Origin of the sequence: Thalassotalea hakodatensis (assembly GCF_030295995.1) — a bacterium.
Classification (GTDB): Bacteria; Pseudomonadota; Gammaproteobacteria; order Enterobacterales; family Alteromonadaceae; genus Thalassotalea_C; species Thalassotalea_C hakodatensis.
Window position 1 is genome coordinate 1,644,382 of record NZ_AP027365.1, and the last position, 14,296, is coordinate 1,658,677.

12 protein-coding genes and 1 tRNA gene are annotated in these 14,296 nt (G+C 37.7%); 10 read left to right on the forward strand and 3 right to left on the reverse strand.

Going from position 1 to position 14,296, the window contains the following annotated elements; genetic code table 11:
- The first annotated feature begins 129 nt into the window (after positions 1-129).
- The 10 genes from folP to QUE72_RS07265 all read left to right on the forward strand — a co-directional run bounded on the left by folP (position 130) and on the right by QUE72_RS07265 (position 8,137).
- The gene (gene folP / locus QUE72_RS07220) at positions 130-921 is read left to right on the forward strand and encodes a dihydropteroate synthase (protein WP_074498476.1); all 792 of its coding nucleotides are present in this window, start codon (positions 130-132) and stop codon (positions 919-921) included.
- A gap of 26 nt (positions 922-947) precedes the next feature.
- Entirely contained in the window at positions 948-2,285 is a 1,338-nt protein-coding gene (glmM, locus tag QUE72_RS07225; protein WP_074498347.1) for a phosphoglucosamine mutase, read from the forward strand.
- A 100-nt stretch (positions 2,286-2,385) separates the two neighbouring features.
- Positions 2,386-3,147: a triose-phosphate isomerase gene (tpiA, locus tag QUE72_RS07230; RefSeq protein WP_286272434.1), complete on the forward strand. Its 762-nt coding sequence runs from the start codon at positions 2,386-2,388 to the stop codon at positions 3,145-3,147.
- Positions 3,148-3,161: 14 nt separating this feature from the next.
- Complete coding sequence (secG, locus tag QUE72_RS07235) at positions 3,162-3,542, forward strand: preprotein translocase subunit SecG (RefSeq protein WP_286272957.1); 381 nt, start codon at positions 3,162-3,164, stop codon at positions 3,540-3,542.
- Positions 3,543-3,551: 9 nt separating this feature from the next.
- Positions 3,552-3,636, forward strand: a tRNA-Leu gene (locus QUE72_RS07240).
- A 436-nt stretch (positions 3,637-4,072) separates the two neighbouring features.
- Complete coding sequence (locus tag QUE72_RS07245) at positions 4,073-4,846, forward strand: DUF4760 domain-containing protein (RefSeq protein WP_286272435.1); 774 nt, start codon at positions 4,073-4,075, stop codon at positions 4,844-4,846.
- Positions 4,847-4,929: 83 nt separating this feature from the next.
- Positions 4,930-5,445 carry a ClbS/DfsB family four-helix bundle protein gene (locus QUE72_RS07250; protein ID WP_286272436.1) on the forward strand — a complete coding sequence of 172 codons (516 nt, stop codon included), beginning with the start codon at positions 4,930-4,932 and terminating at the stop codon, positions 5,443-5,445.
- 265 nt (positions 5,446-5,710) lie between these two features.
- Positions 5,711-6,889 (forward strand): IS4 family transposase, encoded by a 1,179-nt coding sequence (locus QUE72_RS07255; protein WP_286269174.1) that lies wholly within the window; start codon positions 5,711-5,713, stop codon positions 6,887-6,889.
- A 237-nt stretch (positions 6,890-7,126) separates the two neighbouring features.
- Positions 7,127-7,642 carry a ClbS/DfsB family four-helix bundle protein gene (locus QUE72_RS07260; protein ID WP_286272438.1) on the forward strand — a complete coding sequence of 172 codons (516 nt, stop codon included), beginning with the start codon at positions 7,127-7,129 and terminating at the stop codon, positions 7,640-7,642.
- Between the two features lie 321 nt (positions 7,643-7,963).
- Entirely contained in the window at positions 7,964-8,137 is a 174-nt protein-coding gene (locus tag QUE72_RS07265; RefSeq protein ID WP_286272439.1) for a hypothetical protein, read from the forward strand.
- A gap of 89 nt (positions 8,138-8,226) precedes the next feature.
- Here the strand turns inward: QUE72_RS07265 and QUE72_RS07270 are convergent, their stop codons facing one another.
- The 3 genes from QUE72_RS07270 to QUE72_RS07280 all read right to left on the reverse strand — a co-directional run bounded on the left by QUE72_RS07270 (position 8,227) and on the right by QUE72_RS07280 (position 14,061).
- The gene (locus tag QUE72_RS07270; protein WP_286272440.1) at positions 8,227-9,816 is read right to left on the reverse strand and encodes an N-acyl-D-amino-acid deacylase family protein; all 1,590 of its coding nucleotides are present in this window, start codon (positions 9,814-9,816) and stop codon (positions 8,227-8,229) included.
- Positions 9,806-10,957, reverse strand: a complete 1,152-nt coding sequence (locus QUE72_RS07275; protein ID WP_286272441.1) for a M14 family metallopeptidase — start codon at positions 10,955-10,957, stop codon at positions 9,806-9,808. The genes QUE72_RS07270 and QUE72_RS07275 overlap by 11 nt, the downstream gene beginning before the upstream one ends.
- Positions 10,958-11,055: 98 nt before the next feature.
- A complete protein-coding gene (locus tag QUE72_RS07280) occupies positions 11,056-14,061 on the reverse strand; it encodes a TonB-dependent receptor domain-containing protein (RefSeq protein WP_286272442.1) in 3,006 nt (1,001 codons plus the stop codon).
- Positions 14,062-14,296 lie beyond the last annotated feature (235 nt).

Sequence of the window (14,296 nt, forward strand, 5' to 3'; positions counted from 1 at the left end):
TTTAGAAAGCCTCGATATTCGAGGCTTTCTTTTTTATAATATTCGTGTTTTCTAACGCTACGAGTACATGTTGTGAAACTACTTCCCCCTGGCAGCCCTTTATCATTAAATGTTGAAGATATCCAAGTAATGGGTATTTTAAATGTTACCCCTGATTCTTTCTCTGATGGTGGCAATTACACTGCCGTTGACAGCGCTATTTTACAAGCTAAACGTATGATAGATGAAGGTGCATCAATTATTGATATAGGCGGTGAATCTACACGCCCTGGTGCTGCTGAAGTTTCAGTTGAAGAAGAGTTGCAACGCACGATTCCGGTAATAGAAGCAATAAAAGCGCGCTTTGATATAGTTGTTTCCATAGACACAAGTAAAGCTAGGGTGATGGCTGAAGCGATATCCGCGGGCGTCGATTTAATTAACGATGTAAGAGCTCTGCAAGAAGAAGGCTGTATTGATGTCGTTGCTAAATCAAAAGTGCCCGTGTGTTTAATGCATATGCAAGGTCAACCTCGTACCATGCAAACCAAACCGCAATATAATGACGTTGTTAACGATATTATGCAGTTCTTCGTTCAACGCATTTCAACTTGCGAACGGGCAGGTATTGCAAAGGATAGAATTATTGTCGATCCTGGTTTTGGTTTTGGGAAAACACTTGAACAAAATTATCATTTATTGGCAAACTTAGCGGAATTTAAGCGCCTTAATTTACCGATATTGTCAGGAACTTCACGAAAATCGATGATCGGTAATTTACTAAAACGTGATGTATCACAAAGGCTTGCTGGCAGTTTAACAACAGCAGTGTTAGCTGTAGAAGCAGGCGCTTCAATAATTAGAGTACATGATGTACAAGAAACTGTAGATTCAATAAAAATATTACAATATATGCACCAACAGCAAGCCTTAGCTTGTTAATAAAAATTTAAAACAAGGATTTATTCATGTCTGAAAGAAAATATTTTGGTACTGATGGCGTAAGAGGCTTAGTAGGCAAATACCCAATCACCCCAGACTTTGTCATGAAATTAGGATATGCAGCCGGTAAGGTGTTAGCAGCACAAGGCACGAAAAAAGTATTAATAGGTAAAGATACAAGGATTTCTGGTTATATGCTTGAATCAGCACTTGAAGCTGGTTTTTCGGCAGCAGGTGTTGATATTGGTTTGTTAGGTCCAATGCCTACTCCAGGTATTGCTTATTTAACAAAAACATTTCGTGCGGAAGCTGGTATTGTTATCAGCGCGTCCCATAACCCTTTTTACGACAACGGTATTAAATTTTTCTCACAAGACGGACAAAAGCTACCTGACGAAGTGGAACTGGCTATTGAAGCCGAACTGGATAAAGAGATTACTTGCGTAGATTCAGCAGCACTCGGTAAAGCAACGCGTATTGCTGATGCATCTGGACGGTATATTGAATTTTGTAAAAGTAATTTTCCGAGTCAATATTCATTAAAAGATTTGAAAATTGTGGTTGATTGCGCTCACGGTGCAACCTATCACATTGCTCCTAATGTTTTCAGAGAATTAGGAGCGAATGTTGTTGAAATAGGCACAAAGCCAAACGGTACGAATATTAATGATGAATGTGGTGCAACTTCAATGGCCGCTATTAGCGCTGCTGTTGTTGAACATCAAGCTGATTTAGGTATCGCTTTAGATGGTGATGGAGATCGACTGATGATGGTTGATCATACTGGCTATGTGCTTGATGGTGATGAATGCGTCTTTGTGATTGCTTGTAATGATTTGAAATCAGGTAATATACGTGGTGGTGTCGTTGGTACGTTGATGAGTAATATGGGCTTAGAATTAGCGTTAGCTGACATGGGCGTACCTTTTGCTCGAAGTAATGTAGGTGATCGCTACGTAATGGAAATGCTTAACGAAAATGGCTGGCAACTTGGCGCTGAAAATTCAGGTCATATTATCAATTTAAATCATACATCAACAGGCGATGGTATTATTGCCGCGCTTAATGTACTTACAGCTATGTGTGCGTCAACTAAAACATTATTTGAGTTACGACAAGGCATGAAAAAATTACCGCAAGTGCTAGTTAATGTAAGGTTCTCTGGCGAAACTGATCCGTTAACTGAAGATAGCGTTGTAGCATCTGTGCATCAAGTAAATGAGACCTTGAAAGGTCGAGGTCGCGTATTACTGAGAAAGTCTGGTACAGAACCTCTTATTCGAGTGATGGTGGAAGGGCCGGATCATGATGAAGTGACCTCTCTTGCGAATGAAATTGCTGATGCAGTAAAAAAAGCTTGTTAGACGGTTGAAATATGAGCAAATGAGCAAGATATTAAGTGAAAGACTTGTATCTTGCCCAGAGGTTAGTTAATATCTCGCCGCTTTGATTTAGGAAAGACTTATGAACAGATCAGTGATAGTTGCCGCGAATTGGAAAATGAACGGTAATTTAGCATTAATCAAAGAAATGACCTCTGCACTAGCGAATGTGTCACTTTCTTCTAATACCCGTGTGGTAGTTTGTCCTAGTTTTCCATATCTATCAGCGTTTGCACAAGCGCGAGTAGATAAAGCTCTTGATAAAAAAATAATGCTAGGTAGTCAGAACGCAAGTGAACATCAACAAGGTGCATTCACAGGTGAAGTGTCTAATAGTATGTTACAAGAGTTTGGCGTTAATTACGTGATCTTAGGTCACTCAGAACGCAGAAGTATTAATAAAGAAACAAGTACATTAGTTGCCCATAAAGTCCGTTCTGTGCTTGACGCTGGTATGACTCCAATATTGTGTATTGGCGAAAGTGAACAAGAACGAGAAACAGGACAAACGAATGTAGTGCTAGCCGCACAAATACAGCCTGTTATTGATGAAATAGGTATAGAGAAATTTGCCGATGTTGTTATTGCTTACGAGCCTGTTTGGGCGATAGGTACAGGAAAAACAGCATCACCAGAACTGGCGCAAGAAACGCACCAGTATATTCGTCAGTTTATTGCGGATATAAATCAGCTAATCGCTGAAAAACTTTCAATTTTATATGGTGGTAGTGTTAACGCTGCCAATTGCCAGCAATTATTTGCACAGTCTGACATAGACGGTGGTTTAATTGGTGGTGCTAGCTTAAAAGTTGATGAATTTACTAAAATTTGTTCAACGGTATAAAGGATATAGTAATGTTGTATCAAGTATTAATTGTTGTCTATTTAATTGTTGCTATCTGCCTCATTGGCCTTGTGTTACTTCAGCAAGGTAAAGGTGCAGATATGGGGGCATCGTTTGGTGCAGGCTCATCGGGTACCATTTTTGGTTCAAGTGGCTCTGGTAACTTTCTTACGCGTGCAACAACATGGTTAGCAATTGCTTTTTTCGCCATTAGTTTAGTGTTAGGTAACTTAACGGCTAATCGTGTTAAATCTGGTGACGAATGGAATGACTTAGCAGCGCCAACAGAGCAAACTGCTATTGAATCAAGCGTTGAACCAGCAGCTGATGCTAATGATGAAGTACCTACTGCGACTGAAGCTAAGAAAAACAACGATAGCGAAATACCAGATTAAACAGAATTTGCGGAAGTGGTGGAATTGGTAGACACGCCATCTTGAGGGGGTGGTGGCTTCGGCCGTGCGGGTTCAAGTCCCGCTTTCCGCACCATATTATGAATAAAGGGCTGTAGCGATGCAGCCCTTTTTTATTTGTCTAAATACAATATAAGCGCAACCTTTCCACAACCTAATACAGTAGTTAATAATCACAGGATTTAGGTAACAAGAAAAGTATTTGTTCGTTATGGGGTATTAATAAAGATATGTCTAGGTTAACAGAGTAAACATTTCTAACCCTTGAAGTATGAAAAAATAAGCCCATATTGAAATTAACGATTAAGTTTTTTTAATATTGACCGATAAAGAGATTAAGAAGCTTGCTATTGCAGAATAAACGAGTATAGTTTCTAGCGCAATTAAGCATAATTATCACTTTATGCTATACTTTTTAAGCTATATTTAAGGCGGCCAAGTTGCCTGCCAAGGTTAAAATAATGTTATACAGTGAAGGTCGCGGCGCCTAATAAGCCGAGCACTTTTTTGATATGGACATTGATAAAGTTAAAGAAAACTACTGGAAAGTTACTGATGAATACCGATCCGCATGGCGGTTTTTCAAAGCAGTTTTCTTCGTTACCATAGTCTTTTATGTCTATGCAAAATTAGATTCTATGTTTGCTATTTATGGTCAAATTAGACTAGTAGCAGGCTTTTTTGCACATCTAATAGAACAACTTCCCTCTAAATATGTTTCAGCAGGAGCAATAATGCTTTCTGCCCTTGTGGCAATCTGCATGGGGGTTTATACAACAAACATGAACAGAAAGATTGCTCGAAAAAGGGCAACAGCAGACATCCTTACTACGATAGAAACAGATAAAGATATAATTGCCGCAGAAAATACTTTCAAAACATTAAAAACACAAAAGTTCGCACCTTTAATGGCTGCTGCTTATAAAGGTGTTGCAATAGATCCCATAAATGATCGCAAACGCGTTAGGCTTGAGCTTCAAATAATTACTTTTTTGAATATGTATGAAAATTTATTTTTGGGCGTCATGATGGATGTTTACGATGAACTTTTGTTGTTCAAATATAAAAGAGGCGCTGTTTTAACACACTGGAAAGAAGTAGAGCCGCTAATTAAAGAGTGGCGAGAAATAGATGAAAACCCGGCACTCTATGAAGTTTTTGAACGTTTTGCAAATGATTGGCATCAAAATAAATTTGTATGTAGGGGAAGGCCATTCCCATTTTACTATCAACATAATTTAGACAATGTTATCGTTCAGCATGACAGCATTTTAATGAAACATTAAACTAACCTTCTTAAAAGATATACCTTTCCTTTCGCTTAATAATCATTAACCTAGAAGAATTCCCTTTTATTTTGAAAAAACAAATGTCTTCTATTCCTCAGTCTAAACAAGCGTTGTTAAGTGCGATAAGCACGGTGTTTAACAAGTTAATGGTAGATTATCGCTCTATTCCTGATGAAGTTACTCGAGTGAAATCTATAGATGGAAATACTAAAGGCAGTAAAGTGAGTGTTTGTGATACGGTCGCGTACTTAATTGGTTGGGGAAACTTAGTGCTTAAATGGTATCGATTGACGGCTGAAGATCAGCCGGTAGATTTTCCTGAAACTGGTTATAAGTGGAATCAATTAGGGCAATTAGCAGAACATTTTCATCATCAATACAGTGATTGGACATATTCACAATTACTTACAGAGTTGGAACAAACAACTAATGCTTTATTGTTGTTAATTGACTCGCTAACCGATGAACAACTCTATCATACGCCTTGGTATGAAAAATGGACGTTAGGTAGGATGATTCAATTTAATACCTCATCACCAATGAAGCGAATTAGAACACAAATAAGGCGGTTTAAGAAAATTAATGGTGCTAATTAACCTAGTGAATTAATTGTAAAATCAAAAAATATTTTTCGTTATTAGTTAGAGCGTGTTGATCTTTGCTGTTTAAGTTTTGTTCAAATTAAACGCCTTCTGATCGCGGCACTTGGATTATTGCATAGTCATTCTATGGTTAATTCAAGTAACAAAGAGCAGGAGGCGTTTAGTTGAACCCTTCGGGCTGACGAATCCCCAAAAAATGACAGGCACAACATTTTATGATCTTATTAGTTCATCAAAACAAAAATAAGAGTAAAATGCTATGCCTGAATCCTTACTTTGCCATAACTTCTTTGATAAGTCCTTATCGAATTTCAATCAAGCGAGAATGAAGACACTTAAAGCATGCTCTGAAGCACTTATAGCGTCTGATAGATTAACCTTAACAAGTTTGGGGCGTTACTTAGCTGGGCGTGCGAACATTAAGCATAAAATAAAAAGGGTTGATCGTTTTCTTAATAACGAGCATTTGTTTAACCAACAAGTTGAAATATACGCTTCGTTGGCCAAACCAATCATTAGCAACTTGCCTTATTTAGCCATTGCAGTGGACTGGAGTGGTTGTTGCCGTTCAGATTACCACCTGCTTAGAGCGAGTTTACTCGTTGATGGCCGTTCTTTAGTGCTTTACAACATGGTTGTTGAATTAAAAGATTTTGATACGCCAGAAACCAATGCCAGATTTTTAGACAACCTCCTTCAAGTTATTGGTGAACACCGGTCCGTTTATATTTTGTCAGATGGTGGTTTTCTTACTCCTTGGTATACTAAAGTCCGTTCATTAGGATGGCACTTTATTGGCCGTCTCAGAGGCACGATGACATGTAAGTTAGAAGGTAAAAATACTTGGGAAAAACTCCCTGCCTTTCATCAGGGAGCGAGCTGTCAACCAACTCGACTTGGCAAAGCGAGGGTTACTCAACACAGTCCAACAGCATGTGATGCATTTCTCCATTTGTACAAAGGAAAATACAAAGGACGAAAAGGGAATAGCCGTTTTACTAAAGATACTCGCATGTATCGACGGCATGCTCATGAGCCATGGTTACTCGCAACATCAGATAATACACTCACTAGTGATCAAGTAATTAAGTTGTACAGTAAAAGGATGCAAATTGAGCAAAACTTTCGCGATGACAAAAGCCAACAATATGGCTTTTCGTGGCGGTTTAGTAAAACACAAGGCGTAAGGCGAATGAGTGCCTTGTGCTTAATTGCATGTTTAGCCAGTCTATTACTTTGGTTTGTTGGCTTTGAAGCGGAGCAGCGCAATTGGCAAATAATGTTTCAGGCTAATACGATAAAACACCGCAGAGTTCTATCGTTTCTTACATTGGCGAAGCAAGTAATTCGGCATAGACTCCACAAAATTAAAAATCACTATCTACAGAAAAGTCGAGAAAACTTTTTAGCTTATTATCAAATATGTTCAGTTATATAAAAATGGGGATCCGTCAGCCCTTCGGGCTGTATCTGTTTGGCATTTCTACTGTGTTAACGCTTGACTGGAGTAGAATAACTACACGGCGCAAGTGTTGCCTTGTATAAATACCAAACAAATTGCGGTAAAAGTAAACATGAAAGATCAACACGCTCTAATCTTATTGAAAGATATACTTCTCCTTTCGCTAGATAATCGTTAATCTAGCAACAATACCTTTTTATTTTATAAATACAAATGTCTTCAATTCCTCAGTCTAAACAAGCGTTGTTAAGTGCGATAAGCACGGTGTTTAACAAGTTAATGGTAGATTATCGCTCTATTCTTGATGAAGTTACTCGAGTGAAATCTATAGATGGAAATACTAAAGGCAGTAAAGTTAGTGTTTGTGATACGGTCGCGTACTTAATTGGTTGGGGAAACTTAGTGCTTAAATGGTATCGATTGACGGCTGAAGATCAGCCGGTAGATTTTCCTGAAACTGGTTATAAGTGGAATCAATTAGGGCAATTAGCAGAACATTTTCATCATCAATACAGTGATTGGACATATTCACAATTACTTACAGAGTTGGAACAAACAACTAATGCTTTATTGTTGTTAATTGACTCGCTAACCGATGAACAACTCTATCATACGCCTTGGTATGAAAAATGGACGTTAGGTAGGATGATTCAATTTAATACCTCATCACCAATGAAGCGAATTAGAACACAAATAAGACGGTTTAAGAAAATTAATGGTGCTAATTAACCCAGTGAATTAATTGTAAAATCAAAAAATATTTTTCGTTATTAGTTAGAGCGTGTTGATCTTTGCTGTTTAAGTTTAGTTGACCCCTTCGGGCTGTATCTGTTTGGCATTTCTACTGTGTTAACGCTTGACTGGAGTAGAATAACCACACGGCGCAAGTGTTACCTTGTATAAAAACCAAACAAATTGCGGTAAAAGTAAACATGAAAGATCAACACGCTCTAGTATAACCTTACGTTATTTATGACCTAAAAATGGTTCATGTTTCTTTTTATTTTATTCGTGCATAGTGCGTATATCAAGCAATGAGGAGTAATGAATATGAACCATCAAATAAACATGAATAATAATCAAAAAACAGAATCAAATAACACGATATCGTTACCTGTCACCGGAAAAGAAGAAGCGCAAGAGTTATACGAACATTCGAACAATATACCTAAATTTGAAGATTACGAAGCAACTACACCGCATTATGTACTTGGCTATAATTAATAGGCTTTCGTTTAGCCATTACATAAAAACACCTTTTAATGTGTAGTTTACGTATTAAAAGATGCTTTTATCAATAAAGAAATATAGCGTTAATTATTATTTTCTAACGCCTTTTTTACAAATTCACCAGCAAGTTTATGGTTATACTTACCTTGCTCTAAAACTATCTGTCCGTTAACAAATACTGTTCGCATACCTACTGAATGTTTATTCCACTCTGAGAAATTTGCTTTAGGAGCATAGCCATTTTCATCCCAGATGATAATATCTGCGGCTAAACCTTCTTTGATCAGACCTCTATCGGTAATATTTAAGTAATTCGCTGTTTTAGAAGAACTTTGAGCAATAAATGTTTTTAATGATAGCTTCTTTTGTTGTTTCACATAAGTTTGATATTTTTTTGGAAAACTTGCGTATTTTCTTGGGTGACCGTTTGTGCCATCTGATGACGTAACAACCCAAGGTTTAATGATAAAGCTCTCTAAATCATTTGCTGACATATTAAAAGAGGCAATACGAATATCTCCTCTTTGTACAAGTTCCATTGCCGCTAATTCAGGAGGTAAATTAAGTTCCCTTGCGAGTTGTTCAAGGGTTTTACCTACTAATGAATGGTCAGAAAAGGCAGTGATTAATAATGATTTAGCGCCACCTCGTTTTCTTATGTTTTCTGCGATTTCCGCTGTAAGTTTCGAGGTTAATTTCGGATCGTTGAGTCGTTGATAAAATGCGTCTTTTGAGTCTGCCATGACCCATTTAGGCATAATTGCGCTATGCAACTTTGTACCTGAAGCAAGCCAAGGGTACTGATCTGCAGAAATGCTAACGCCAGCTTTTTGAGCAGCTTCTATTTTATTAATTGCTTGTGTGCTTTGCCCCCAAACGTCAACACCAAGTGCTTTAATATGAGCTACATGTAAGTGTGTATTGGCTTGCTTAGCGATATTAATTGCTTCACTTAATGCGTTCAAAAAGCCGATGTTAAAGGTGCTCTCATCTCGCAGGTGCGTATCGTAAACACCATGATACTTTCCCACAATTGTTGTTAAGGCAACAACTTCTTCCGTTGAGGCGTAACTACCAGGCACGTAATACAAGCCAGAAGAGAGGCCTAAGGCACCGTCTTGCATGGCTAGATCTACGATAGTTTTCATTTGAGCTATTTCATCTGTAGTAGCAAAACGGTTTTCACGCCCCATGACTTGATTTCTAACGCTATTGTGTCCAACATATAAAGCTACATTTGTTCCTATACCGTTATTAGTAAGTTTTTTTGCTAGGGCATTTATATCGGTTGGACCGCCACCATCGTTTCCGTTAATTACCGTTGTAACTCCCTGTGTGAGGTAATTAACATTTGCGTTTTTATCCACACTTAATAGTTCGTCTAAAGTATGGGTGTGTGGATCAATGAAACCCGGACTGACAATTAAACCATTCGCATCGATAGTGCGTATTGCCTTAATTTGCATTTCGCCGGGCTTTGAAACTGCACAAATAGTTGACTGACATATTGCGACATCTAGATCTTGTGCATCAACGTTATTGCCAATGAAGACTTTTCCATTTGTAATGAGATAATCAGCGTTAACTTTCTCGGGCTTTGATGTTTTACATCCGCTTAAAATAAATATTGACAGTAAAGCGATTGGATATTTTTTTAGAAGATTAATTTTCATGTTTATTATCTTTTAACATCGTTTGCATTAAGGTATTAGATGCATCAATTGCAAGCTTACGTATAAATTTTCTATCAGTGTGATCACCCATCTCATACGTGATGGCATGAACGTTATACATGTCTGCGATATATTGTTTGAAGACACCTTTATTTGGATTGTTTCCTGGCTTTTGAATAACGTTAAAATTAGGATGTTTCTTATCTAAGGCGTTAAGCCAGTTACTCACTAAATAAGGTTGTCTTACTCCGTAGTCTGTCGGCATGGTATAGAATATGTCTTTATGCGTGGAATGGAAGTCAACAGCCATGGAAATTTCTTCGCCCTGATCAACAATTTGTGAAAGTATCTTATGCACAGCAGAGACTTCAGGTTGTTTAAAATTTTTCCAATCTCTATTCAAATCAACGCCATTGGCGTTATGTCGCCAATATCCAAGGGAAACTCCGTCAGGGTTCATATTCGGGATAATTAAAATATTATAATGAGCACGGAAAACACGCGCTAGTTCACTGTTTGAAAGTAAATTTGTTGAAAATGGGAACAGTGCAAGTGCGCCGGTAATTTCAGGCGGGTGTTGCCTTCCTAGCACTATTAACCACTTTTTTATGTTGGCTGATGATGATTCTATTTTATACAGAGGGTGTTCATTGACCGAATGGCCTATGATTGAATGAGTGATATGCGCTTTTTTTTCAAGTGCTTTTCCCCAATGAATATAATTGTCATTAGTGATGAGTTCTTGTGCAGAAATCCAGATTGGCTGCTTACTAATTGTTACATTCATGCGCAGTCGTTCAGGTGTTTTTTTATAAGCAATGGGTTGCCATTGTTTACCGTTATAACTGAGTTTAGGTGAATAACGATGTGAACCATCTTTCACTTTTAATTCGATTGTTATGTTTTTTTCAATTGCGCTTGATAGTTTAAAAGCATACCAGGGGCTATTATTAATAGGGGTGTTTTCAGGTTGTAGCTCTATCGTTATTCTATCGTTGCTTTTATTTGTGCTGCAAGATGCGATTAACTCCTTAGAGGTTGCTCCTGAAAAGTCAGTGTGGACTTTAATGTCTCCTAATTCACATGCGAAAGTAGAGACGGTGAAAAATATCAAGAGTAGTGTAAAGGCTATGCGAATCATATTGCCCCTTAAATGTTGTACTTAAAAAGTCGGAAGAAAAAGAATCTGAACTAATCGCGGAATAAACATGTCAATGTTTATTCCGCGAGCTAAAATGCTTAAAAAGAAGTTCTTAACTCGGCGTAAAAGCTTCTGCCATAATCATTATGCGCATCAGAAAAATAACCAAAGTATCTATCTGCTAATGGTGCACGTTCATCTGTTAAGTTGTTTACCCCAAATCGAACTCGAGAATCTAAACCTTTGAAACTAAATTTATAATCAACACTTGCATTATATTTTGTCATAGATGGAATAATATATTTTGTCCCATCATCTAAGGTTAAGGAGCTTTGGTAAAAGCTGCCAATTTTAAACATGTTGAGAGAGACTCCCCATTGTTCGTTATACCAACGGAATTTTGCTGAGTGCCGTTCGTCTTGATTACCATCTTTACCAATTAAATCAGCAAAGCCATCAACGGGATAACTAGCAGGCAAGAGACCTGAAGCATTTGCTTCAACCAATACTTTTGCTAATCCACCAGCATCTTGCTCATATTTGTCTAAAAATGCACCATTATATTTGATATCAAAAGTACCATATTTGGTATCAATATTATAATAAACGCCTAAGTCGTGACCTTTAATTGTACGCTTATCTAAGTTGGCGTATTGATCATTAACATATTTAATGGCTCCAGCAGGACAGATGCCAGCATTCTGAAAATAAACTTCTTCATCTACATCTAATTCTTGGCGTTCTATTGCACTATTAAAGGCTGCACTTTCACAATTACCATCACCAGCATTCAAATGATAAACAAGATCTAATAATGTATGGTTTTCTTCACCAAATAGACCAATAGTATCTTTTTTCTCAATTTGCCAATAATCTAAGGTAACAGTGAAGTTTGATGTAGGTGTCCAAACAAAACCTAATGATGTATTTTCTGATTTTTCAGGTGATAACTTGTCGCTTCCCTCTGCTGTACGCTGGATAGAATTAGTACAGTCTAATGTTTCTTCTTCAGGATCACCGCCAAAGTCAGCAGCATATTGACAAACCCAATCAGTGCGGGAGTTTGTACGAGATACAATCTCTTCATTTACGGTAACAAGGTTAGGCGCACGGAAAGCTTCTGACCAAGAGCCTCGTACTAAAAATTGTTCAAGTGGACGCCAACCAAAAGCTACTTTACCTACGGTGGTACTTTCATCAATATCATCAAAGTCTTCATAACGAAGAGCGGCTTGTACATCTAAATTATCAAGTACGGGAATTTGAAATTCGGTAAACAATGAACTTACTTGGCGTTTTCCTTCATTATCAGGGGTAGGGCTTGAATTAACTACATCAGAAACATAAGGATAGGTATCGCCTTCCCAGTCAGTAAAATTAATAGTACCGTCTAAACGATCGTCTCTGTCATCTTTAAAGCTTTCTTCTCGCCATTCAAAACCTGCTACAAAGGCAACCATGCCTGCAGGAAGTTCAAACAAATCAGCATTTGAGAACTTTATATCAAAGGTTGTTAGCTCTGTTTCACTTAGCCGAGTAACATCAATTAGAGCACGTTCAATATTTGAATTAACTCCGCCAGAAAAAGGGTTATAAGCAGCTTCGGTTGGATCGTTTAATGCTTCTTGTATTAAGGTATTTGAGATGCGATTACGGGTGATATCTTCTTTTTCAGCTTTTGAATAAGAAACTGCACTTTCCCAATCCCAGTCACCAAGCATACCTCTGAAGCCTTGTAAAAATCGGTAAGTTTCGCCATCGTTATCCACAATACGAGGTACTTCAGCAAAGCGGTAATAATCCATGATTAGATCAAAACCTTCTTCAGGAAAGTCACCAGCGATAGATTCAGGTAAGCGATTTTCGGAACCTAGAACACCAAAAGGATTATAGTAGTTTTGTGCTGACACTCTTAATTTCGAACTAGAAAAAGCGGCAGAAGGGTGACGATTCATGCTTGTTTTAGATTTGTAATATGACAATTCGGTAAAACTTTCTACGTTATTATCAAATTCATGATTAACGAAAATAAAGGCATTGTAACGTTGTAGATCGGAGCGTAAATCTCGATCTTCGTTCAAGTTGTATCTATAAGTCCCTTGACCGTCTTCTGCGGCACATGTGGTGGCATTTAATTGATAACCGCCTTCACAACGAGGATCGCCAATGGGATAAACCTCAAATTCACCACTTGAGTCAACTAGATTGTTATCATCTAAATCGCCTTCGTTGTTTGGTACGATATCAAACTGACCGTAGTTTGAGTTAATGGAATTATTTCTAAATCGCGTATCACCAAACCAAGGTGAGCTTTCTGGTATACGGTCACGAAAATCAGAGTTTGACCAACGCGAATCATCTTGAGAGCTAATGCGGTCTCTATCATAAAAATTTAAAAACGTACTTACGTTTGTTTTACCGTCATTAAAGTTTTTACCCGCTTCGATAGTTATTTTCCGGCTACCTCTACTGAAGTTGTCATATTCCAAGCCTTTAGCTCTAATCGTTAACCCTTCAAAATTTGATTTGAGCACATGATTCACAACGCCGGCAACGGCATCAGCCCCATATATTGCAGATGCTCCATCACGCAAAACTTCAACTTGTTTAAGGCCTACAACAGGAATAACGTTTGAATTAACAGAGTTAACGGGTACAAAGCTACCACCAACTTCTTCGGTTTGATATGAAGCAGAATTTACTAAGCGACGACCATTTAACAATACCAATGTATTACCGGTCCCCATATTTCGTAGGTTAAATGCACCAACATCACCCCTTGCGGAGTTAATACCGCCAGCGATGTTTTCAGCTTCACTAAAAAAGTTTTGGCCGTTTTCAGGGATCATACTCATTAATTCATCACCAGAATCAATCCCTAAATTTTCGATATCTTCAGCATTTAATACTGATACAGCCAATGCCTCACTGATAGCTCCACCTCGAATTTGCGTACCAACAACGGTAATTTGTTCAAGATCTTTATCACTTGCTTCTTGTGTTGATACTTCTTGTGAATGAGTTAGCTGTGGCGCAAGCGCAGCCACTAAACATAAACTAAGGTGTGATAACCTATGATTACTTTTTGCTTTTTTCTGTTTCATATTTTCACCGTTTTCCCAAAATAGCGTTAAGATGCAGTTTATTTCACTGTTTTATTATTTTCACCTTTACCATGATGAAAATTTGCAATAGAAACAATTGACTCTTGATACATTACCTATAACCTTAGGTTATAGGTAATTCATAATTAACTAAAATACGGTAGTGAAATATCCTGTTAGAGTTAAAAATAAAGCGCGAACTTAGTGTCTTAAATACACAAAATGATGAGACATT

What these genes read in the sequence shown, in the direction of transcription:
- folP (WP_074498476.1), top strand. Translation starts at nt 130, where the DNA reads ATGGGTATTTTAAATGTTACCCCTGATTCTTTCTCTGATGGTGGCAAT.
- glmM (WP_074498347.1), top strand. Translation starts at nt 948, where the DNA reads ATGTCTGAAAGAAAATATTTTGGTACTGATGGCGTAAGAGGCTTAGTA.
- tpiA (WP_286272434.1), top strand. Translation starts at nt 2,386, where the DNA reads ATGAACAGATCAGTGATAGTTGCCGCGAATTGGAAAATGAACGGTAAT.
- QUE72_RS07245 (WP_286272435.1), top strand. Translation starts at nt 4,073, where the DNA reads ATGGACATTGATAAAGTTAAAGAAAACTACTGGAAAGTTACTGATGAA.
- QUE72_RS07250 (WP_286272436.1), top strand. Translation starts at nt 4,930, where the DNA reads ATGTCTTCTATTCCTCAGTCTAAACAAGCGTTGTTAAGTGCGATAAGC.
- QUE72_RS07255 (WP_286269174.1), top strand. Translation starts at nt 5,711, where the DNA reads ATGCCTGAATCCTTACTTTGCCATAACTTCTTTGATAAGTCCTTATCG.
- QUE72_RS07260 (WP_286272438.1), top strand. Translation starts at nt 7,127, where the DNA reads ATGTCTTCAATTCCTCAGTCTAAACAAGCGTTGTTAAGTGCGATAAGC.
- QUE72_RS07265 (WP_286272439.1), top strand. Translation starts at nt 7,964, where the DNA reads ATGAACCATCAAATAAACATGAATAATAATCAAAAAACAGAATCAAAT.
- QUE72_RS07270 (WP_286272440.1), bottom strand. Translation starts at nt 9,816, where the DNA reads ATGAAAATTAATCTTCTAAAAAAATATCCAATCGCTTTACTGTCAATA.
- QUE72_RS07275 (WP_286272441.1), bottom strand. Translation starts at nt 10,957, where the DNA reads ATGATTCGCATAGCCTTTACACTACTCTTGATATTTTTCACCGTCTCT.
- QUE72_RS07280 (WP_286272442.1), bottom strand. Translation starts at nt 14,061, where the DNA reads ATGAAACAGAAAAAAGCAAAAAGTAATCATAGGTTATCACACCTTAGT.